This window comes from Thermostichus sp. MS-CIW-41 (assembly GCF_054058915.1).
This window is the reverse complement of the sequence record NZ_JBSSBO010000030.1, coordinates 18,840-38,220: the sequence shown is the minus strand read 5'-3', so window position 1 is coordinate 38,220 and position 19,381 is coordinate 18,840. Positions and strand designations below refer to the sequence as shown.

The following is a 19,381-nucleotide window of genomic DNA, read 5'->3' as shown; positions in this document are numbered from 1 at the left end:
AATGGTGCGAATGTGATTGCGCTTTTGGGGGCTGCTGTAAACCAGCCTAGAGGTTCGTGGTTGGCTTGCCAACTGCAGGGCTACCGAAAGCCCGCACTGTACTGCGAAGCAGTCAGGGTCGGGTAGTTTACGCAAACACCACCGTTTTGTTGTGGTACACCAGCACCCGATTCTCCAGGTGATACCGCACTGCCCGTGCCAGGACTAGGCGTTCCATGTCGCGGCCTTTGCGGACGAGGTCGGCAACGGTATCGCGGTGACTGACCCGCACCACGTCTTGCTCGATGATCGGCCCTTCGTCCAGATCTTCGGTGGCATAGTGGGCAGTCGCGCCGATGATTTTCACCCCCCGTTGATGGGCGCGGTGGTAGGGGTTGGCTCCGGCAAAGGCGGGCAGGGTGGAATGGTGAATGTTGATGACCGGCGGGGCTTGGCGGAGCAGCCACCCACTCAAGACCTGCATGTACTTGGCCAACACCACCAGGTCAATTCGATATTCCTGCAGGAGAGCGAGCTGACGGGCTTCGGCTGCGGCTTTGCCCTCTGGAGAAACGGGGATGTGGTAGTAATCGATGCCGAAGGAGCGGGCCACCGATTCCAGGTCGGGGTGATTGCTGATGATCAAGGGGATCTCGGCGGGCAGTTCTCCCGCCCTTTGCCGCCAGATCAGATCCAAAAGGCAGTGGCTTTGCTTGCTGGCCCACAACGCAATGCGACGGCGAGTGTCGGAAAAATGCAGTTCCCAGTTGGCTTGGATCCCACGGGCAATACCCGAAAAGGCGGGGACAATTTCCCCTCGCTCCAGTTGGAAGCCCTGCAAGTCCCACTCGATGCGGCTCAAGAACAGTCCTGCTTCGGGATCCGTATGGTGATCGGCGTGAATGATGTTGCCGCCGTAGCTGTAGATGAAGCTGGAGAGCTTGGCTACCAGCCCTTTTTGATCGGGGCAAGATACCAACAGGGTGGCACTGGGCATCGGTAGACAACAGCCTCAACTTTGTGGGGACTGGCTCTCCCCAAGAGCAATCCATTCTCAATCTACCCGGTTGATCTCTTCCAATAGCCAGGGATCCACCGGCTGGCCATCCCAACGCTTCAAGTCGATGCGAATCCACATCGCCGCAGAAGAGCCGGCAGGGGGCAGTTGCTGGTGAAACGAGATCTCATAGTCGGACGGGTTCTGACCATGTTGCCGCAGCCAGGTCTCCACCTTGGCAGGAGCGAAGTAGGACTGCCCTTGCTCGAACAGGCGCGTAATTTCCATGCCGAAGCAAAGGGGGTTAAAGCGGGGCATAGACTAAGCAGCGTCTGCGGTTTGAGCGTCGTCGGCTACGGATGGGACGGGATCCGTCTCTGGGGGGGGCGTATCGGCAACTGACTCGGTGACTGCTGTTCGGGAAACCTTGGGAGTGGCAGCAGCCGTTGTCCCGCGGGTGGCTTTTTCCAGCTCTTGGGCCTCTTTGTTCAGTTGCGCCTCGAACTCTCTGGAAGCGTCCTGCAGGCTGCGCAGAGTTTTGGCCAGCGTGCGACCGATCTCCGGCAGTTTGCGGGGCCCAAAAACCAAGAGAGCCACCGCAAAGATGACCAACATTTCCGGCAGTCCAACACCCAAAAAATTCATGAGCCTCGGCAGAGTACGGTTTGGTCGGGATCCCTTCCCTAGACTGACATTTTCTCGCCGCGGACTGCAAGTAACTGCCGGCTCTCCTCATCTATCCGATGGCTCTGGTGTTTTGCTCTCAGCTCATCCAGGCCCACCTCTCCCTGGCCGGCCAAGTCAAAATGGTAGAATTGCATCGTTAATCAATCAATGTCCTTCATTGGCCTAGGCTTGCCCATGCTCCAAACCCTACAAAAGCTCCTCGGGGATCCTAACGATCGGAAGATCCGGCAGTACCGTCCTGTCGTCAAGCTGATCAACTCGCTGGAGATCGAGATCGCCTCTCTTTCGGATGCGGAGCTCAAGGCCAAGACCACGGAGTTTCGCCAGCGCTTAGACAGAGGAGAATCTCTGGATGATCTCTTGCCGGAGGCATTTGCCGTGGTGCGGGAGGCTGCCAAGCGGGTCTTGAACTTGCGCCATTACGACGTACAGCTCATCGGCGGCATGGTGCTGCACGAAGGCCAGATTGCCGAAATGAAAACCGGCGAGGGGAAAACCCTGGTCGCCACCCTGCCTGCCTACTTGAACGGCCTGACTGGGAAGGGGGTTCACATCGTTACCGTCAACGGCTACTTGGCGCGGCGCGACTCGGAGTGGATGGGGCAGGTGCACCGTTTCTTGGGCCTGACAGTCGGTCTAGTGCAAGAGGGCATGTCGCCCGAAGAAAAGCGCCGCAGCTATAACTGCGACATCACCTACTGCACCAACAGCGAGCTGGGCTTCGACTACCTGCGGGACAACATGGCCACCGATATCAAAGAGGTGATGCAACGGCCCTTTAACTACTGCATCATCGACGAGGTGGACTCAATCCTTATCGACGAGGCCCGCACTCCCCTGATCATCTCCGGTCAGGTGGCTCGCCCCTCCGAAAAATACCTGCGGGCAGCCCAGGTGGCGCGGGAGCTGATCCGAGATGAACACTATGAGGTGGATGAAAAAGCCCGCAACGTCATCCTTACCGACGAGGGGTTTGAAGCCGCCGAGCGGTTGCTGGGGGTCTCTGACCTGTTTGATCCCAAGGATCCCTGGGCGCACTTTGTCTTTAACGCGGTGAAGGCCAAAGAGCTCTTCATCAAGGATGTCCACTACATCGTCCGCAATCAAGAGGTGGTGATCGTGGACGAGTTCACCGGGCGGGTGCTCCCCGGCCGCCGCTGGTCTGATGGGCTGCACCAGGCGGTGGAGGCCAAAGAGGGGGTGCCGATTCAAAGCGAGAGCCAAACCCTAGCCACCATCACCTACCAAAACCTTTTTCTGCTCTATCCCAAGCTTTCCGGCATGACGGGCACGGCTCGCACTGAGGAGGCCGAGTTCGGCAAAACCTACAACCTGGAAGTTACGGTGATCCCCACCAACCGACCTATCCGCCGCAAAGATGCCCCCGACTTGGTGTACAAGACCGAAAGGGGCAAGTGGCAAGCGGTTGCCGAGGAAATTGCCCACATGCACGCCCAGGGGCGCCCCGTCCTTGTGGGCACCACCAGCGTGGAAAAATCCGAACGCCTCTCGGCCATGCTCAAGGAAATGGGGATCCCCCACAACCTCCTCAACGCCAAGCCAGAAAACGTGGAGCGGGAGGCGGAGATCATTGCCCAGGCGGGGCGAAAAGGCGCTGTAACCATTGCTACCAACATGGCCGGTCGAGGCACGGACATCATCTTGGGAGGCAATGCGGAGTACATGGCCCGCCTCAAGCTGCGGGAACGGCTGATGCCCAAGCTGGCTCAATTGGACGCCGACAACCCCTTGGGATCCGTTCAGATGGTGGGACGGGGGGGTGGCCAGGGATTTGGTGGGACAGCACCCAAGCCGAAAAAATCCTGGACGGTGGTCTCCCCCAATTTTTACCCCTGTGAGCTGTCGGCCCGCACCAACCAAGCTTTAGACGAAGTGGTGGCAGCAGCCGTGACCAAGTATGGGCTGAACCGTCTGCCAGAGCTGGTGGTGGAGGATCTCATCGCAGTAGCTTCCGAGAAAGCGCCGGTGCAGGATCCGCTAATTTTGCAACTGCGGGAGGTTTACAACAGCATCAAAGCCGAGTACGAAAAAATTACTGAGGCCGAGCACGAAGAGGTGGTGAGGCTGGGGGGCCTGCATGTGATCGGTACGGAGCGCCATGAATCCCGCCGTATCGACAACCAGCTGCGGGGCCGCGCCGGGCGACAAGGGGATCCCGGCTCCTCGCGGTTTTTCCTCAGCTTGGAAGACAACCTGCTCAAGATTTTCGGTGGCGAGCGGGTAGCCAAGCTCATGGACATGTTCCGGGTGGAGGAGGATATGCCCATCGAGCACCCGCTGCTCAGCAGCAGCCTGGAGAATGCGCAGAGAAAAGTGGAAGTATACTACTTCGACATGCGCAAGCAGGTGTTCGAGTATGACGAGGTGATGAACAACCAGCGGCGGGCCATCTACTCAGAGCGGCGGCGCATCTTGGAGGGGGAAAACCTCAAGACCAAGATCCTTGACTATGTGCGCAAAACCGTTGGCGAGATCGTGCGAGCGCATGTCAACCCAGAGCTGCCCCCGGAAGAGTGGGAAATTGACAAGCTGACCGCCAAGATGCAGGAGTTTGTGCCGCTCCTGAAGCAAAACCTCAAGGTTGAAGACCTGCAGGATCTCTCCTACGAGCAGATCTTGGACTACCTGATCAAGCAGGCAGAGCTGGCCTATGAGGCCAAAGAGGCTTTTCTGGATACCTTTGAGCCCGGTTTGATGCGCAAGGCAGAGCGCTTTTTCCTGTTGCAACAGGTGGACACCCTCTGGCGGGAACACCTGCAGCAGATGGAGGCGCTGCGGGAAGCTGTGGGCCTGCGAGGCTACGGTCAGAAGGATCCCCTGATCGAGTACAAGAACGAGGGCTACGAGCTGTTCCTGGAGATGATGGACAACATCCGCCGCAACACGGTGTACAACCTATTCATCTTTACTCCCCAAATTGTGCAAGTGCCCCAGGCATCGCGACCGGCTCCGGCACCCACTGCGGCTGCCAGCCCTGATCCCAGCTCTGCTTCAGGGGTGGTGGAAGCCGATTTCACGGAAGAATAATTGGCGTAGAGAGAAGTCAGCGGGGGAGCATGACTCTAGTCAATGATAAGCTCAACTATACTGAAAATAATGTATAATATGTTCAGTACGGATTACTACCAGTTGATCTTTCTGTTTACTTTTTACTTTCGAGTCTGCCAACATGGTAGCCAAAGCAAAGCAGAAAATTGGTAGTAAGACGACACGGAAACTGCGCTTTGGGTATTCTACTCAAAGCTTTGCGGGATACCGCCATTCTGTTTGGACTCCGTCCCGCTGACGCGAATGGAAACAAACAGAATGCTATCGCTGCATAGTTGAACAGTGATGTTCAGCAGTGTTCAGCGTAAATGTATCAGGAGGATCTGTCGTAATGCCTCTTTCAGTTGTGGGTACTGGAAGGTAAAGCCCATCTGCAAAGCCGCTTGCGGGATCACTTTCTGCCCCGTCAAAACCACTTGAGCTGCCTCGCCCAACAGCAGTTCCAACGCCAGCTCCGGCACAGGCAACCAAGAGGGGCGACCCAAGACCTGGCCTAAGGTTCGGCAAAACTCTTCCATCTGCACCGGGTTGGGAGCGGTGGCGTTGAACACTCCGGATCCCTGCTCCAGCAGGAAGCAGACCAAGCTCACCCAATCCTCGCGGTGGATCCAAGACAGCCATTGTTTGCCGGAGCCGATCGTTCCGCCGATAAAGAACTGAAAGGGGGCCAGCATCTGCCCCAGCGCTCCTCCATCCGGACCCAACACAATCCCCGTGCGCAGGATGGCCAAACGGATCCCCAATTCCTCAACCGGCCGGGCGGCAGCTTCCCAAGCTTGACAGACTTCTGCCAGAAAATCTTGGGCCGGGGGATCCGTCTCTGTTAAGGGTTCTCCTGCCGGATGGGATCCGTAGTAACCCACCGCCGAGCTGCTGATCATCACCTGGGGCTTTTGGTTGAGGGAGGCGAGGGCTTGGACAAGGGCCTGGGTGGTTTCCACACGGCTACGACGGATTTCTTTTTTCTTGGTCTCTGTCCAGCGAGAAGAAGCCAAAGGCTCTCCGGCCAAGTTGACAATCCCCTCGTACCCTTCCAGGGCGGCTGCCCAGGCTTGCGGTTGGTAGGGATCGTAGGGCAGCAGCTTGAGGTTGGGGGATTCCCCCAAAATGCGGCGGGCCTGCTCCAGGCGGCGGGTCAAGACCAAAACCTGATCCCCTTGCTCCAGCAGACGGGCCACCAAGCGACGCCCGATAAAACCACTTCCACCCGTGATGACAATGCGCATGATGTGGATCCGACTTGCATCTGCACAAGCCCTGTGCCGCCCTTGTCCTTTGAACGGTGCAGAGCCTTTCCGCTATTCGAACCTCTAGCCTAGCGCGTTTCCTGCCCCGCGTTGGCCATTGCCTGGGATCCCGCCATCCGTTTGCTGAGCTTGGCGAAGTGGCAGAGCCCAAGAAAGCCCAAGAATAAAAATGTTTTGCGGCAAAGCGTAAACTACCCGACTCCGACCGCTAAGCGGTACGGAGCGGGCTTTCAGCAGCCCTGAGCCTGCTTTGCTCTACCAGAGAACAAAACAGGCCCGAACCTCTAGGCTGGTTTACGACAGCCCCCAAAAGCGCAATCACATTCGCACCATTAAAGTCCGCATCCCCTTCCCATCCACAGTGTCCACACTTGAACGACTTACCACTGCGGTAGGATTGCGCAGGGTCGGGATGGATGTGCAGGCACTTGTGGCAGGTCTGGCTGGTGTAGGCGGGCGGCACCAGCACCACAGTCACCCCCGCAACTCTCGCCTTGTATTCCAGAAACTGCCTCAGTTGGTAGAACGCCCAACTGTTGGCCCGCCTACGCTCTGTCTTGCTGCGTGGCTGTTGATTGACCCTTTCCCGGATCCCCGTCAGGTCTTCCAGAGCGATAGCGCTGTTGGTAGCTTTTGCCCTAGAGACAACGGCTTTGGAGATGCGATGATTGACCCACGTTTGAAAGCGTCTCTCCTTGCCAGACAGCCGTTGCAGCAGTTGACGGCATCTGCGCCGCGAACTGCGTGTGCCCTTACTGGCTTTGCGTTGGAGTGCCGCCCTCAATCGGGAGTAGTGGTCTCGAACTCGGCTCAACTGCTGTCCATTCCAGTTGTCCCCTTCTGAGGTATGAGCGATATCCGTCCTTCCAAAGTCCACCCCGATCACCTTGTCGGCATCTTGTTGCTTGGGTGGCTTCTCCTCTACGCAAATCTGGATGTAATAGGAGCCGTCCTCCCGCTTGACCAGGGTGGCGGCTTTGGGGTTGGAACCAGCCAGTATTCCACGCTGGTAGTTGCCAATGGCTAGTTCAAAGCGCTCTCGCCCTTCCACCGTGGTCAGCGACACCGTCCAGTCTTTCTCGCGAAATGAGAAGATACGTGCATCGTAGGTAACGAACCTACGCTTGAACTCTTTAACCGGACGGTTGCGCTGTCTCGCCACTTTGCGAGCGCCCGCCACCCGTCTGCACACCTGTTGAGCCAAGTTACTGGACAAGCCGAACCGAGCTCGAATCTCGTAGTAGCAAAGGGATTGCAACTTGACCGCGTTGACGATCTTCTCCGGCGTGTTCTGGTTGACCCAGTTCAAGGCCTGCACAAAGACATCCATCGTCGCGTCCAATTTAGCGGCTTGCGACGGGGACACCTTGAGCTTGCAGGAGATGGTCAGGACTTGGCTCATAGGTTCATTGTACTTCATCAAAGCGCATTCCTCCCGACACTGACCCTACGGGTACAGTGCGGGGCTCCTGCGCTAGTAAGCTGACACACCTGGAAAAATCGGCTTCAATAGGCCCTAGCTGCGCTTCTTGGCAGCAGAGGTGGTTCATCGTCCCCCTATTTTCTTCCCTTCACCCGTGACACCCAAGTCTTCTTCCCGTACCCCGGCTCGCCACGTGTCTATGCGTGCAGAGCAGGTTGCTGGGCCGCGGCTGGACATCTCTGTTGCTCCACGAGTGCATCGCTCCCAAGGGCAGGGATCCCTGGTTCGGGCAGGGTTTCCCTCCTCTCTCCCAATTTCCGGTCGGCGGACGATCCCTGTCCAGCGCTCCCGCCGGCGCGGACGGCAAGAACCTGGCCACGAGCCTCAAGTCTGGGAGATGGCCTGTCACATCGGGGTGAATGTCTTGTTTACGGCGGCTGCCCTCAGTGGTTTGTATCGCCTCTTGCCGGTGCAGTTGGCTCAGCACCACCGGCTCCAGGTTCTGGAGCGGCATATCGAGGTCTTGTCCACTCGGATTTCTCGGCTGCAGGAGGGGGTGGATCGAGGTATGGATCCCTTGCAGCAGGAGGCCCTGATCAAGGAACGGCTGAATCGGGTGCCACGCAATCAAATTCAGGTGCGTTTGGTGGATCCCAGTACCTGGGTGGCGGACGACGAGAAGAACACCCACCCTTCCTGGATCGGGCAGTCCACCCAGCCGTCTGCCAGGCCGTAGGCTGCCTCTGCCTAGGCTTGTTTGAGAAGCAGGGCCACCTCTTTGGCAAAGTAGGTGAGGATGATATCGGCGCCAGCCCGCTTCATGGCCAGCAGGGATTCCAACATCACTTTTTTGCCGTCGATCCAGCCTTTTTGTTCGGCGGCTTTGATCATGGCGTACTCGCCGCTGACGTTGTAAGCGGCCACGGGCAGATCCGTTGATTCCTTGACTCGGTAGATGATGTCCAGGTAGGCCAGGGCCGGCTTCACCATCACCATGTCCGCCCCCTCGGCCTCGTCCAGCTCCACCTCTTTGATGGCTTCCCGAGCATTGGCGGGATCCATTTGATAGCTTTTCTTGTCTCCCGATTTGGGCGCGGATCCCAGGGCATCGCGGAAGGGGCCGTAGAAGGCAGAGGCATATTTGGCAGAATAGGCCAGGATCGCCACATCGGTATAGCCTTGGTCGTCCAGGGCCTCCCGAATGGCGCCGACGCGACCATCCATCATGTCCGAGGGGGCCACAATGTCGGTTCCCGCCTCTGCTTGGGAGAGGGCTTGCTTGACCAAAACTTCCACCGTCTCGTCGTTGAGGATCACCCCATCCCGCACAATGCCGTCGTGGCCGTCGCTGTTGTAAGGATCCAAAGCCACATCGGTTACCACCAAGATCTCGGGGATTTCCTGTTTAATCCGCCGCACCGACCGCTGGATCAAGCCTTCCGGGTTGAAGCACTCCCGCCCGGTGGGATCCTTTTTCTCTTCCGGCACCACCGGGAACAGGGCCACCGCCGGGATCCCCAGTTGAGCGGCTTCTTCCACCTCCTTTAGCAGCAGGTCTAGGGTGTAGCGGTAGCAGCCGGGCATCGACTCCACTTCCTGCCGCTGGTTCTCCCCCTCCATGACAAACAGGGGATAGATCAGATCCTGCACCCGCAGGTGGGTTTCCTGCACCATCTGGCGGAAGGCCTCTGTGCGCCGCAGCCGACGGGGACGGTAGATCAGGTCTTGGCTCATGGGAGCAGCAGGAAAGAGGGCGTTTCTATTTTGCCATGAGGTCGGTAGGGGCTGAGTTGGTCGTTGGGCGAGGGGCGACATCCGGGGCAGAGGGAAAATGCCGAGCCAGCCAGCGGCGAAGGGTCTCTTTTACCGCTTCGGCTTGGCAGTCGTGTAAAAGATCGTGGCGGGACTGGGGAAAATCGTGGATTTCTCCCTGGGGCAGCCGACGGGCAAAATCCACAGCTCCGGCAGGATTGACGACGATATCGGCAGAGGTGTAAAGCAGCAAAACCGGCAGGCGGAGCCGATGGGCTTGGTCGAGGCAGCGCTGTCCACTGCGCACCAGTTCGGCTGTGAATCTGGCCCGCGTTACACCGCACATGTAGGGATCCGCCGCAAAGGCGGCTTGCTGCTCGGGTAGGGAAGTCACCCGCGCCGGCTCGTAGAGGCCAGTTAAGGCCAGCTGGGGAGCAACCCTGTCCAAAACTTGCAGAAGGGCGTGGGTAAAAGGGGTGAAATAGTGGTCGATGCGAAAAGCGGGAGAGATGAGGATCAGGCCCTGCACCTGGCCGGGATGGGCAAGGGCATATTCCGTAACCCAGTTGGCCCCCGCGCTATACCCACACCAGATCTGCGGGATCCCTTTCTGCGGCCAGACCTGCTGGGCGATCCTCTCCAGATCCGCTTGATATTGGCTGAAGCGGTCGATCCAGCAGCGGATCCCGCCGGAGCGACCAAATCCCCGCATGTCGGGAGCCAAAACCTCCCACCCTTGAGCAGCCAACTCGCCGGCCAAAGGGCAAAACCCGCCGCCGTGATCCCCTTTGCCGTGCAAAAGCAACACCCTTCCACAAGGGGATCCCTGGGGCCAGTGGTGCAGAAAAGCCGGGATCCCATCGGAAAGCAGCAACTCCTGGGGCCGATAGATCCCCGACAAAGGTTGCGGCTGAGCTCCCGACCGCCCATCCAGAACCTCTAAGTGGCCTAACCGATCAAAAGGCATGGGCAAATCCAACACAGGTCCGGCAAGACCGGCAAAGCCGCAAATTATATCTTCCTATGTCCCGGTCGCCCGCGAGCGTTGCTGCCGCTGAGGAGTTGCAATCTTTGTTTCCAGCCCAGCATATTTCTTAACAATCTCTGCTCTTGCCGGGGATCCCCGACATGCCGGGCTTTGCAGCCTTTTCTGAGGATGGGATGAAAGGATCTCTCGGGGGGAGACTGGGGCCATTTGCGGGAAAAAGGCCCTCTGAGAGGTATGATGTTGTGAAGAAGTTTTGCGGGGTCTCAGGTTTGACGGGATCCCCTCTCTGGGGTGGTTCACCCTTGTTTTACGATTGCCTTATCGCTTCATCAGTTCACTCAGTCGGAAACGGGTTGCTGAAACTATGCTGTTACTGAAAATCTCTGTTTACGCGGTTGTCATCTTTTTTGTGGGGCTTTTTGTGTTTGGTTTTTTGAGCAACGACCCCTCCCGCAACCCCAACCGTCGAGACCTGGAGTAGGGGATCCCGCCTTGGGCAGCTTGCGAACCCAAGTGATAACCGGCTCATAGCTTGAGGGGGCATGCCTCCGGCCCTATTTTTGTGGAACTCTGCCGGTCGCACCGGCGGCGCGGAACGCTAGCCCTGGGGAAATTGACGCCTGTGGAGATCCCTCCGGCGGTGCGGCGACGCAAGCTGCTGCTGGTTAGGGGTTGTGGAAGCAGGAAGAAAGCCGCAGCGGTGAGCAAGATTCAGTCCTTGTTCGGACTTCGGCCCGCTGGTGGGCATTCCCCTCTAGAGTGAGTGGCCTCACCCCAAAACCGGCAACTCTGCTTGCCTACTGGAAGGCGGTAATCAGCAATGTCTGGGATCCGGAGCGATTCTGTTGGTCAAACGCGGTAATCCGGAACTGCCAAACGCCAACGGGATCCCCGAGGGCAACGCGGAAATCGGTAGTAAACTACCCGGCTCCGACCGCTAAGCGGTACGGAGCGGGCTTTCAGTAGCCCTGAGCCTGTTCTGCTCTACCAGAGAACAAAACAAGCCCGGACCTCTAGGCTGGTTTACGACAGCCCCCAAGAGCGCAATCACATTCGCACCATTCAAGTCCGCATCCCCTTCCCATCCACAGTGCCCACACTTGAACGACTTGCCACTGCGGTAGGATTGCGCAGGATCGGGATGGATGTGCAAACACCGGTGGCAGGTCTGCGACGTGTAGGCGGGCGGCACAAGAATCAGAGAAACCCCTGCAACCCTCGCCTTGTATTCCAGAAACTGCCTCAGCTGGTAGAACGCCCAACTGTTGGTCCTGCGCCTTTCGGTTTTGCTGCGTGGCTGTTGATTGACCCTTTCCCGGATCCCTGTCAGGTCTTCCAGAGCAATAGCGCTGTTTGTGGTCTTTGCCCTAGAGACAATAGCTTTGGAGATGCGATGATTGACCCACACTTGAAAGCGTCTCTCCTTGCCAGACAGCCGTTGCAGCAGTTGACGGCATCTGCGCCGCGAACTGCGTGTGCCCTTACTGGCTTTGCGTTGGAGTACCGCCCTCAATCGAGAGTAGTGGTCTCGGACTCTGTTCAACTGCTGTCCATTCCAGTTGTCCCCCTCTGACGTATGGGCGATATCCGTCCTTCCCAAGTCCACCCCGATCACCTTGTCGGTATCTTGTTGCTTGGGTGTTTTTTCCTCTACGCAAATCTGGATGTAGTAGGAGCCGTCCTTCCGCTGGACTAGGGTGGCAGATTTGGGGTTAGAACCAGCCAGCATCCCACGCTGGTAGTTGCCAATGGCTAGTTCAAAGCGCTCTCGCCCCTCCACCGTGGTCAGCGACACCGTCCAGTCTTTCTCGCGAAATGAGAAGATACGTGCATCGTAGGTAACGAACCTACGCTTGAACTCTTTAACCGGACGGTTGCGCTGTCTCGCCACTTTGCGAGCGCCTGCCACCCGTCTGCACACCTGTTGAGCCAAGTTACTGGACAAGCCGAACCGGGCTCGAATCTCGTAGTAGCAAAGGGATTGCAGTTTGACCGCGTTGACGATCTTCTCCGGCGTGTTCTGGTTGACCCAGTTCAAGGCTTGGCCAAAAGCCTCCATCGTCGCGTCCAATTTGGCGGCTTGCGACTGGGACGCCTTGAGCTTACAGGAGATGGTCAGTACTTGGCTCATAAGTTCATTGTACTTCATCAAAGCGCATTCCTCCCGGCACTGACCCTACGGGTACAGTGCGGGGCTCCTGCGATTTCTAGCTGAAGCTACAAAAGGTGGCCCCAGGGTTACAGCCGGCCTGCTGTGGGCTGAAGAATTCCCTTTGCACGCGCACGCCGCTGGGGTTGAAAGTTTCCAGCTCGAGGAACTGCGTTGGACGAGCACCACCCGGCACACTCACCTGCACCGTAAAAGCCGGCGTGGAGGTGCCCACCCGCACCGAGGTGGGCGCATTGATAAACGAAACCGTTGGGCCTTGGGGTGGGGGCAGGATCGAACCCCCTGAGCTGCCGCCATCTCCACAGGCAGCCAGCCCAGTGGCCAAAAGGGTGAGAGCAGTCCGTTGCATCCCGCAGTTCCTCACGCAAACCCATCCATCCTGGCAAGACTTGACCAGAATCTGTACCACCGCTTGAGCGGCACAGCTCTAAGTTACTTTTCTAAGTTACTTTCTGCCTCTGCAGTTTGAGAAAAGATGCGCCACGACCTAAATCTGCATGGGCCTTTGCGCAGAGTTGATTCCCTTGCTTCAGAGCAGCAGCAAGCGCCGCAACAGCAACGCTATCACCGCAACAAAGCTGGCCACGATGATCTGTCCCGGCAGAGTATAGCCGGAGTAAAGCCCTATCAACCTCAGCAACTCCCCATTCCAGGGTTGTGTGGCCAAAAGGTAGAGAATCCCGGTCAGGTGAACCAAGGCCAAAGCCACCAAGCTGCCGGATCCCAACTCTTGGAGGCCCACCGGGGAGTCAGGGATCCCTTCTGCCCACCGCTTGGCATCGGCAGCGCGTTGGTGGGCCGGGGGAGAAGGATAGGGATCCCGTTGCCGAAAGGCGATCGTCCCGCAGGCCCAGGCTCCTGGCAGAAACCCCAGCAAGTAGCCAAAGGCAGGCTGGTATAGGTACTGCCACCCTCCCCCTTGGGCAAACACCTGTAGCCCTGCCAGCCCCAACCCTAGGTAGACGATCTGGGCGCACACCGCCGCCACCGGCCCCGCCAAACAAGCCGTCAGCAACACGCCCCCAATTTGCAGCGAGAAGCTGTATCCCCCCAACCCAGGCAGCCCGGGCGGAAAACTCAAATGGGTTAGGGTGCCCAAAATGGTCAGGAGGACCCCAATCGCCGTCCAAAGCCATTCCAGAGGAGTTAAGAGCAAGCCAGACCGCATAAACCGAGAGGAAATTTTTCCCTATGCTAAGAAAGGGAAGGGGCAGATGGGGTGGGCAAAAGGTGGTCAAGGCAGAGTGGATTGAACTGGCCCAGGCCCTGGCCGATGCTGCCGGAGCGGTGATTCGCCCCCTGTTTCGCGGAGAACTGCAAGCCGAATACAAAGAGGCCCACTCCCCAATTGTGACGGTGGCCGACCGGGAGGCAGAGCGAGCTATGCGAGCTTTGCTGATGGCCCAAGTGCCAGAACACAACATCCTTGGCGAAGAGTTTGGTTTTCACCAGACGGGATCCCTCTATACCTGGGTTCTGGATCCCTTGGATGGCACCATCGCCTTTTCCACCGGCAAGCCCACCTTTGCCACTTTGATTGCCCTCTTGGAAGAAGACCGCCCCATTTTGGGCATCATCGATCAACCGGTGTTGCGGGAACGCTGGCTGGGGGTGCGGGGACAACCCACCCAATGGATGACCCCCTCTCACCGGCAAGCCGTCCGAGCCAAGGCCAACACCGACCTCAGCCGCGCCTACTTGAGCTGTACCACCCCCGATTTGTTCGCCCAACCCGACCAACAACGGTGCTTCCAGGGGCTCAGCCAAGCAGTTCACATTACCTCCTATGGGGGCGATGGCTACCAGTACGGCCTGCTGGCCAGCGGCTGTGTGGATCTGGTGATGGAGTGTGGCCTTGCCCTCTACGATTTTGCTGCCCTTGTGCCGGTGATTGAGGGATCCGGTGGCGTGATTACCGATTGGCGAGGGGATCCCTTAACCCGCACCTCCACCGGAGAAGTGCTGGCGGCAGCCAACCCCAGCTTGCATCGACAGGCCCTGGCCGCGATTCAAAAAAGCGGGATCTACCCAGCGAAATAAGCAGGCTCATTGCCAGGTTTCCACTTGATGTTGCAGCCCAGGCTGGGCTTTTGGTCGGGATCGATGGGCTTGCCGGCCAGAAGGTTATCCAGCGCCGCCCGCAAATCCTTGCCCGTCACCGGCACATCCGTCAGGCTGGGACGACTGTCGTCCAGTTGACCCCGATAGACCAACTTGCGATCTGCGTCGAACAAGAAAAAGTCGGGGGTGCAGGCGGCGGTGAAGGCTTTGGCCACCTCTTGGGTTTCGTCGTAGCAGAAGGGGAAGGTAAAGCCCAAGGTCTCGGCCATCTTCTTCAAGTTCTCTGGGCTGTCATCCGGGTATTTCTCCACATCGTTGGCGCTGATGGCTACAATGCCGACGCCGCGATCCTTGTAATCTCTGCCAAGGCGGGCCAGCTCCTCTTGCACGTGCTTCACATAGGGACAGTGCTGGCAGATGAACATCACCAGCAGGGCCGGCTTGTCGGCAAAGGTGGAGAGGGAGATGGTTTGGCCGCTCACCACATCCGGCAGGCTGAAGTCAGGGGCTGGGGTGCCCAAAGGCAGCATGGTTGAGGGGGTACGGGCCATAACAAACCTCCAGCGTAAGGTTTCCTCAATCATTGTGGATCATCCTGCCCCCCAGGAGCCGTCGCAAGGGGAGCTCGCCGGCAAACGGGAGCGCCAGAAGGGATCCCAAGCAGGCCGGGGACAGCTTTTACAATTGGATAGGGTTGGCAACACGATTGTTGGGGAGCTGAGCCTTGAGCACCGCCGTCTTACCTGCTGCTCCTTTGGTGGATACTCACGTCCACCTCAATTACCCCGATTTTGCCGCGGATCTGCCCCAGGTGGCCGAGCGCTGGCGTCAGACGGGGATCCGGCGTTTGGTGCATTCTTGTGTAACACCGGCAGAATTCCCCCAGTTGCAGGCCATTGCCGACCAGTATCCGGAAGTATTTTTGTCGGTGGGGCTGCACCCTTTGGAGGCGGGCCAGTGGCAGCCCGATTTGGCCGAAAAGATCGCCCACCTGGCCGCCAGCGACGAGCGAGTGGTGGCTATCGGGGAGACGGGCCTGGATTTCTACAAGTCCAACCCGGCGGATATCGAGCGGCAAAAAGAATCCTTCTGGGCCCAGATTGCCATTGCCCAAGCGCAGGATCTGGCGTTGATCGTCCATTGCCGCGAGGCGGCAGCAGCCACCTACGCCATCCTCAAGGAGGCCATGGCCACGGGGGGGCCAGTGCGGGCGGTGATGCATTGCTGGAGCGGATCCCCGGAGGAGACGCGGCTGTTTGTCGAGCTGGGCTGCTTCATCAGCTTCAGCGGCATTGTTACTTTCAAGAACGCCGAGACCGTCCGCCAGTCGGCCTTGGAGGTGCCCCTATCCCAGCTTTTGGTGGAAACCGATTGCCCTTTTCTGGCTCCCACCCCCTTCCGCGGCAAACGCAATGAGCCGGCCTATGTGCAGCGGGTGGCCCAAACCTTGGCGGAGCTGCTTGGGATCCCACCGGAAAAACTGGCAGAAGAAACCAGCCAGAACGCTGCTCGCCTGTTTCGGTTGCCTCTCCCCTAGCTCTGCTTTCCGATGGCGCGGGTGGACCGTAGGCCATTCCCGACTCCAGATCTCAGGCGATTCCAACCCGGGAAACCCTGAGTTACCATTTTTAACTTTTTCTTTAACTTTTCTTTTGAGCCCGCTTACCTTTCTCAAAGACATCCTATGCTGGAAAAAAGGGATGTATCTCTAGATACTTCCCGTTAATCCCAGGGGCTAGGGGCTTGCAACTATGGATACTGAAACGTGGGCTGCCGCAGCTCGACCCAGCCGAGATGCCCTCATCAACCGCATCACCCACCAGATTCGGCAATCCCTGGAGCTGGATCAGATCCTGAGGGCGACGGTGGAGGAGGTGCGCGCCTTTTTGGGTACGGATCGGGTGAAGGTTTACCGCTTTGATCCCGAAGGTCACGGAACGGTGGTGGCGGAAGCACGAGGCGGGGAGCGGCTGCCCTCGCTCTTGGGGCTGACTTTTCCGGCAGGGGACATTCCCGAGGAGGCGCGGCGGTTGTTTCGCCTAGCTCAGGTGCGGGTGATTGTGGATGTGGAGGCGCAGAGCCGTTCCATCAGCCAGCCGGAGTCCTGGGGGTTGTCTGCTAGGGATCAGCTGGGCGAGCCGCTACAGCGGCCTGTGGATCCCTGCCATGTTCACTATTTGAAATCCATGGGGGTGGCCTCTTCCTTGGTGGTTCCCCTGATGCATCACCAGGAGCTATGGGGGCTGTTGGTCTCCCATCATGCTGAGCCTCGTCCCTACTCCCAAGAAGAGCTGCAGGTGGTGCAGTTGCTGGCGGATCAAGTTTCCATTGCCATTGCTCAGGCGGAATTGCTGGAGCAGGCGCGGCAGAAGGCGCAGCAGGAACGCCTCATCAACCAAATTGCTGCTCTAGTTTACTCGCCCCTACACCCGGAGACGACCTTGACCACGGTGCTGGAGCAGCTTGCTGCCGGTTTGCAGGGGATCGGGGCACGGCTGCGGATCCACTTTATGGGCTCAGATACCCTCTGTTGTCATGGCGTGCAACCCCCGGCCAGCTACGACACCTGGCTACAGGAGCAGCTCGGAAGGGCCGGAGGAGCGGGGGGCTGGGTCAAGATGTGGTCGCTCTCCCACTTGGAGAAATGGCCGGAGCTGCAAGAGCAGATGAAGCAGACACCCATTCGTGGCCTGCTGATGGTACAGCTTGTCTGGAATGACCAGCCCGTGGGCTGGCTGAGCGTGTTTCGCGCGGCCATCTGCCAAGAAACCCACTGGGCGGGTTACCGTTGGTTTGCTCAGGGGGATCCCAGACAAGAACTGCCTTTGATCTCTTTTGCTGCCTGGCGGGAGCTGAAAATTGACGAGCCTAAGGCTTGGTCAGCTGCAGAGCAAGAGCTGATGAGTCGGGTCGGGGTACATTTGGCCCTGTCCATTACGCAAAATCAGCTCTACCGGCAGTTGCAAACCCTCAACGCTCGTCTGGAGCAGGAGGTGCAGGAGCGGACGGCGGCCCTGCAGCGATCTCTGGCTATGGATGCCCTCTTGCAGCGGGTCACCGACCAGGTGCGCAGCAGTTTGGAGGAAGCCCAGATCCTGCGGGCAGTGGTGCAAGAATTGGCTCTGGGGCTGTCCATCCAAGGGTGCGATCTCTGTCTCTACGATTGGGCATCTGGCCAGGCGACGGTGCGCTATGAATACACCTCTGCCCTACCGCCCGTCGGCGGGATTACCCTGACTTTGGCCGACTACCCCGATCTTTACCGGCACCTGCAAGAGGGTCAAGCGATGCAATTCTGCCATTTGCCTGGGCAGGGCTGGATCCCCCGTCGGGAAGGGCTGACCCTGCTGGTGTGCCCGCTGCGGGATGACCAAGGGGTGCTGGGGGATCTCTGGCTGGCGAAGCCGGCAGCCGAGTGCTTTGATGAACTGGAGGTGCAGGTGGTGCAGCAGGTGGCGGATCACTGCGCCATTGCCATCCGCCAGGCCCGCCTCTACCAGGCTTCTGTGCAGCAAGTCGGTGAGCTGGAGCGCCTCAACCGCCTTAAAGACGATTTTTTGAGCACCGTCTCCCATGAGCTGCGCACCCCCATCACCAACATGAAGATGGCCATCCAACTGCTGAAAACCGCCCGCGCCCCCCAAAAACGAGAGCAATATCTCAAGATCTTGGAGCAGGAGTGTGAGCGGGAGGCGGAATTGGTGAACGACCTGCTGGATCTGCAGCGGTTGGAGCAGGGATCCAAAACGCTCCATCTGGAAGAAGTGCCGCTGGCAACCTGGCTGCCCAGCGTGCTGGAGCCGTTTCTACAGCGGGCCCAGGCCAACCAGCAACGGTTGCAGTGGCAGATCGCGCCGAATGTGGGCAAGGTGCTCACCGATCAAGGTGGCCTGGAGCGGGTGGTGCAGGAGCTGGTCAACAACGCCTGCAAGTATACTCCCCCAGGGTGCAGCATCTGGGTAACAGCGCAGCGCTCTGGCCCGCAGCAGGTGGAAATTCGGGTGATCAACGAGGGAGTAGAAATTCCCCACAGCGAGTGGGAGCGCATCTTCGAGAAGTTCTACCGCATTCCCAGCGGGGATCCCTGGAAACGGGGCGGCACCGGCCTGGGCCTGGCTTTGGTCAAGCAGTGGATGCAGCGGCTGGGGGGCAGCGTCTCGGTGGAGAGCTCTCAAGGCAAAACCTGCTTTACCCTGGTGCTGCCGCAGGGATCCCTGCCTGTGCAGACCTCACCCCTAGCCCACAACTGTGCCTAGCCACATGAGCAATGCCCACTCAGAAGCGTTGCGTTTGGCCGCCGAGCAGTTTAACCGGGGGAAATTTTACGCCTGCCACGACACCCTAGAGGCCCTGTGGATGGAGGCAGTGGATCCAGAGCGGCGCTTCTACCAGGGGCTTTTGCAAACCGCCGTGGCCTACTATCACCTGCAAAACGGCAACCGCCGCGGCTGCATGATCCTGTTGGGGGAGGCCAACCGCAAGCTGGCGGACTTTCTGCCCACCTACGCTGGATGGGATGTGCAAGCCCTGTGGCAGGCTAACCAGGGCATCCTGCGGCATCTTTCTCAACTGCAACCCCAGGATCCCCTGCCTTACCTGGCCATCCCCACCCTGAGTTGGGTTGAAGACTGACCTGAGCAGGCCCAACAGCGGCGCTAGCGCTTGGAGCGACGGGCTTTGCGCTCAACTTCGTTGCGTCGCCGCCGATCCCGCCAGTCGATGAAGGTAATGTAGCCAACGCCCAGGGTTACGGCTGTCAACAGCAAAAAGATGCTTCCGTAGGCGATGCGGGCGACCAAGGGAAGATCGGTTTCCATGGTGTGAGCGGGGGTAACCCCGTCAATATCGGCGGCAGGAACAACAAGATGAATGCAAGATGGATGTGAGGCTCAATCCAGGCATGACAAATTACATGCCGTTGCGCCCCCAGACCACCAGGGCAATGGAAAGAACGAAGAAGGTGGGGACGGCAATCCAGCCAAGGGTGATGATGTCCATAGGTCCAGCC

At 58.7% G+C, this 19,381-nt stretch carries 20 protein-coding genes and 1 pseudogene; 8 read left to right on the top strand and 13 right to left on the bottom strand.

The features are described 5' to 3' along the window. A pseudogene (locus tag ACVWXE_RS09775) lies at positions 1–126 on the top strand (RNA-guided endonuclease TnpB family protein); the annotation flags it as partial. A gap of 1 nt (position 127) precedes the next feature. Here the strand turns inward: ACVWXE_RS09775 and purU are convergent. The 3 genes from purU to ACVWXE_RS09760 are packed head-to-tail and all read right to left on the bottom strand — an operon-like array spanning position 128 to position 1,621. After that, the gene (gene purU / locus ACVWXE_RS09770; protein WP_457490195.1) at positions 128–976 is read right to left on the bottom strand and encodes a formyltetrahydrofolate deformylase; all 849 of its coding nucleotides are present in this window, start codon (positions 974–976) and stop codon (positions 128–130) included. Between the two features lie 57 nt (positions 977–1,033). Continuing rightward, positions 1,034–1,294 carry a hypothetical protein gene (locus ACVWXE_RS09765; RefSeq protein WP_457490194.1) on the bottom strand — a complete coding sequence of 87 codons (261 nt, stop codon included), beginning with the start codon at positions 1,292–1,294 and terminating at the stop codon, positions 1,034–1,036. 3 nt (positions 1,295–1,297) lie between these two features. Then, positions 1,298–1,621, bottom strand: coding sequence for a TatA/E family twin arginine-targeting protein translocase (locus tag ACVWXE_RS09760; protein WP_457473906.1), 324 nt, complete (start codon positions 1,619–1,621; stop codon positions 1,298–1,300). A gap of 216 nt (positions 1,622–1,837) precedes the next feature. On the opposite strand from ACVWXE_RS09760, the gene secA reads away from it, so the two are divergent. Further along, positions 1,838–4,711 carry a preprotein translocase subunit SecA gene (secA, locus tag ACVWXE_RS09755; protein ID WP_011434014.1) on the top strand — a complete coding sequence of 958 codons (2,874 nt, stop codon included), beginning with the start codon at positions 1,838–1,840 and terminating at the stop codon, positions 4,709–4,711. A 320-nt stretch (positions 4,712–5,031) separates the two neighbouring features. On the opposite strand, the gene thyD is transcribed toward secA, so the two are convergent. Together thyD and ACVWXE_RS09745 are read right to left on the bottom strand one after the other, a co-directional pair. After that, the gene (thyD, locus tag ACVWXE_RS09750) at positions 5,032–5,958 is read right to left on the bottom strand and encodes a thylakoid membrane protein ThyD (RefSeq protein WP_011434015.1); all 927 of its coding nucleotides are present in this window, start codon (positions 5,956–5,958) and stop codon (positions 5,032–5,034) included. A 229-nt stretch (positions 5,959–6,187) separates the two neighbouring features. After that, a complete protein-coding gene (locus ACVWXE_RS09745) occupies positions 6,188–7,381 on the bottom strand; it encodes an RNA-guided endonuclease InsQ/TnpB family protein (protein WP_457490199.1) in 1,194 nt (397 codons plus the stop codon). A 139-nt stretch (positions 7,382–7,520) separates the two neighbouring features. Here ACVWXE_RS09745 and ACVWXE_RS09740 point away from each other — a divergent pair, with 139 nt between their 5' ends. Further along, complete coding sequence (locus ACVWXE_RS09740; RefSeq protein WP_414389690.1) at positions 7,521–8,138, top strand: slr1601 family putative cell division protein; 618 nt, start codon at positions 7,521–7,523, stop codon at positions 8,136–8,138. A gap of 11 nt (positions 8,139–8,149) precedes the next feature. On the opposite strand, the gene hemB is transcribed toward ACVWXE_RS09740, so the two are convergent. Both hemB and ACVWXE_RS09730 read right to left on the bottom strand, forming a co-directional pair. Beyond that, a complete protein-coding gene (gene hemB, locus ACVWXE_RS09735) occupies positions 8,150–9,136 on the bottom strand; it encodes a porphobilinogen synthase (protein ID WP_457490193.1) in 987 nt (328 codons plus the stop codon). A gap of 25 nt (positions 9,137–9,161) precedes the next feature. Continuing rightward, positions 9,162–10,121: an alpha/beta hydrolase gene (locus tag ACVWXE_RS09730; RefSeq protein ID WP_457490192.1), complete on the bottom strand. Its 960-nt coding sequence runs from the start codon at positions 10,119–10,121 to the stop codon at positions 9,162–9,164. Between the two features lie 385 nt (positions 10,122–10,506). Here ACVWXE_RS09730 and ACVWXE_RS09725 point away from each other — a divergent pair, with 385 nt between their 5' ends. Then, positions 10,507–10,623, top strand: a complete 117-nt coding sequence (locus tag ACVWXE_RS09725) for a photosystem II reaction center protein I (protein WP_011434021.1) — start codon at positions 10,507–10,509, stop codon at positions 10,621–10,623. A gap of 456 nt (positions 10,624–11,079) precedes the next feature. Here the strand turns inward: ACVWXE_RS09725 and ACVWXE_RS09720 are convergent, their stop codons facing one another. The 3 genes from ACVWXE_RS09720 to ACVWXE_RS09710 all read right to left on the bottom strand — a co-directional run bounded on the left by ACVWXE_RS09720 (position 11,080) and on the right by ACVWXE_RS09710 (position 13,468). Then, a complete protein-coding gene (locus ACVWXE_RS09720) occupies positions 11,080–12,273 on the bottom strand; it encodes an RNA-guided endonuclease InsQ/TnpB family protein (protein ID WP_457490198.1) in 1,194 nt (397 codons plus the stop codon). 76 nt (positions 12,274–12,349) lie between these two features. Next, positions 12,350–12,661, bottom strand: a complete 312-nt coding sequence (locus ACVWXE_RS09715) for a hypothetical protein (RefSeq protein ID WP_457490191.1) — start codon at positions 12,659–12,661, stop codon at positions 12,350–12,352. A gap of 180 nt (positions 12,662–12,841) precedes the next feature. Further along, entirely contained in the window at positions 12,842–13,468 is a 627-nt protein-coding gene (locus ACVWXE_RS09710) for a biotin transporter BioY (RefSeq protein ID WP_457490190.1), read from the bottom strand. Between the two features lie 35 nt (positions 13,469–13,503). On the opposite strand from ACVWXE_RS09710, the gene ACVWXE_RS09705 reads away from it, so the two are divergent. Further along, complete coding sequence (locus tag ACVWXE_RS09705) at positions 13,504–14,352, top strand: inositol monophosphatase family protein (RefSeq protein WP_457490189.1); 849 nt, start codon at positions 13,504–13,506, stop codon at positions 14,350–14,352. Here ACVWXE_RS09705 and ACVWXE_RS09700 read toward each other — a convergent pair. Beyond that, positions 14,337–14,924 (bottom strand): thioredoxin family protein, encoded by a 588-nt coding sequence (locus ACVWXE_RS09700; protein ID WP_041437584.1) that lies wholly within the window; start codon positions 14,922–14,924, stop codon positions 14,337–14,339. The two genes, ACVWXE_RS09705 and ACVWXE_RS09700, sit on opposite strands and share 16 nt — an antisense overlap. A 206-nt stretch (positions 14,925–15,130) precedes the next feature. Here ACVWXE_RS09700 and ACVWXE_RS09695 point away from each other — a divergent pair, with 206 nt between their 5' ends. From ACVWXE_RS09695 to ACVWXE_RS09685, 3 genes are all read left to right on the top strand, one after another. Next, a complete protein-coding gene (locus ACVWXE_RS09695; protein ID WP_457490197.1) occupies positions 15,131–15,910 on the top strand; it encodes a TatD family hydrolase in 780 nt (259 codons plus the stop codon). A gap of 214 nt (positions 15,911–16,124) precedes the next feature. Next, positions 16,125–18,629 carry a sensor histidine kinase gene (locus tag ACVWXE_RS09690; RefSeq protein WP_457490188.1) on the top strand — a complete coding sequence of 835 codons (2,505 nt, stop codon included), beginning with the start codon at positions 16,125–16,127 and terminating at the stop codon, positions 18,627–18,629. A gap of 4 nt (positions 18,630–18,633) precedes the next feature. Further along, a complete protein-coding gene (locus ACVWXE_RS09685; protein WP_457490187.1) occupies positions 18,634–19,005 on the top strand; it encodes a DUF309 domain-containing protein in 372 nt (123 codons plus the stop codon). A 23-nt stretch (positions 19,006–19,028) separates the two neighbouring features. On the opposite strand, the gene ACVWXE_RS09680 is transcribed toward ACVWXE_RS09685, so the two are convergent. Together ACVWXE_RS09680 and ACVWXE_RS09675 are read right to left on the bottom strand one after the other, a co-directional pair. Continuing rightward, positions 19,029–19,190, bottom strand: coding sequence for a hypothetical protein (locus tag ACVWXE_RS09680; protein WP_011434030.1), 162 nt, complete (start codon positions 19,188–19,190; stop codon positions 19,029–19,031). Between the two features lie 91 nt (positions 19,191–19,281). Then, on the bottom strand, positions 19,282–19,371 hold the full coding sequence (locus tag ACVWXE_RS09675) for a cytochrome b6-f complex subunit PetN (protein ID WP_244349857.1): 90 nt from the start codon (positions 19,369–19,371) through the stop codon (positions 19,282–19,284). Positions 19,372–19,381 lie beyond the last annotated feature (10 nt).

Bases quoted from the DNA above. Each gene is read 5' to 3' on its own strand.
- purU (WP_457490195.1), bottom strand. From the start codon at position 976: ATGCCCAGTGCCACCCTGTTGGTATCTTGCCCCGATCAAAAAGGGCTG.
- ACVWXE_RS09765 (WP_457490194.1), bottom strand. From the start codon at position 1,294: ATGCCCCGCTTTAACCCCCTTTGCTTCGGCATGGAAATTACGCGCCTG.
- ACVWXE_RS09760 (WP_457473906.1), bottom strand. From the start codon at position 1,621: ATGAATTTTTTGGGTGTTGGACTGCCGGAAATGTTGGTCATCTTTGCG.
- secA (WP_011434014.1), top strand. From the start codon at position 1,838: ATGCTCCAAACCCTACAAAAGCTCCTCGGGGATCCTAACGATCGGAAG.
- thyD (WP_011434015.1), bottom strand. From the start codon at position 5,958: ATGCGCATTGTCATCACGGGTGGAAGTGGTTTTATCGGGCGTCGCTTG.
- ACVWXE_RS09745 (WP_457490199.1), bottom strand. From the start codon at position 7,381: ATGAGCCAAGTCCTGACCATCTCCTGCAAGCTCAAGGTGTCCCCGTCG.
- hemB (WP_457490193.1), bottom strand. From the start codon at position 9,136: ATGAGCCAAGACCTGATCTACCGTCCCCGTCGGCTGCGGCGCACAGAG.
- ACVWXE_RS09730 (WP_457490192.1), bottom strand. From the start codon at position 10,121: ATGCCTTTTGATCGGTTAGGCCACTTAGAGGTTCTGGATGGGCGGTCG.
- ACVWXE_RS09725 (WP_011434021.1), top strand. From the start codon at position 10,507: ATGCTGTTACTGAAAATCTCTGTTTACGCGGTTGTCATCTTTTTTGTG.
- ACVWXE_RS09720 (WP_457490198.1), bottom strand. From the start codon at position 12,273: ATGAGCCAAGTACTGACCATCTCCTGTAAGCTCAAGGCGTCCCAGTCG.
- ACVWXE_RS09715 (WP_457490191.1), bottom strand. From the start codon at position 12,661: ATGCAACGGACTGCTCTCACCCTTTTGGCCACTGGGCTGGCTGCCTGT.
- ACVWXE_RS09705 (WP_457490189.1), top strand. From the start codon at position 13,504: ATGCTAAGAAAGGGAAGGGGCAGATGGGGTGGGCAAAAGGTGGTCAAG.
- ACVWXE_RS09700 (WP_041437584.1), bottom strand. From the start codon at position 14,924: ATGGCCCGTACCCCCTCAACCATGCTGCCTTTGGGCACCCCAGCCCCT.
- ACVWXE_RS09690 (WP_457490188.1), top strand. From the start codon at position 16,125: ATGGATACTGAAACGTGGGCTGCCGCAGCTCGACCCAGCCGAGATGCC.
- ACVWXE_RS09685 (WP_457490187.1), top strand. From the start codon at position 18,634: ATGAGCAATGCCCACTCAGAAGCGTTGCGTTTGGCCGCCGAGCAGTTT.
- ACVWXE_RS09680 (WP_011434030.1), bottom strand. From the start codon at position 19,190: ATGGAAACCGATCTTCCCTTGGTCGCCCGCATCGCCTACGGAAGCATC.
- ACVWXE_RS09675 (WP_244349857.1), bottom strand. From the start codon at position 19,371: ATGGACATCATCACCCTTGGCTGGATTGCCGTCCCCACCTTCTTCGTT.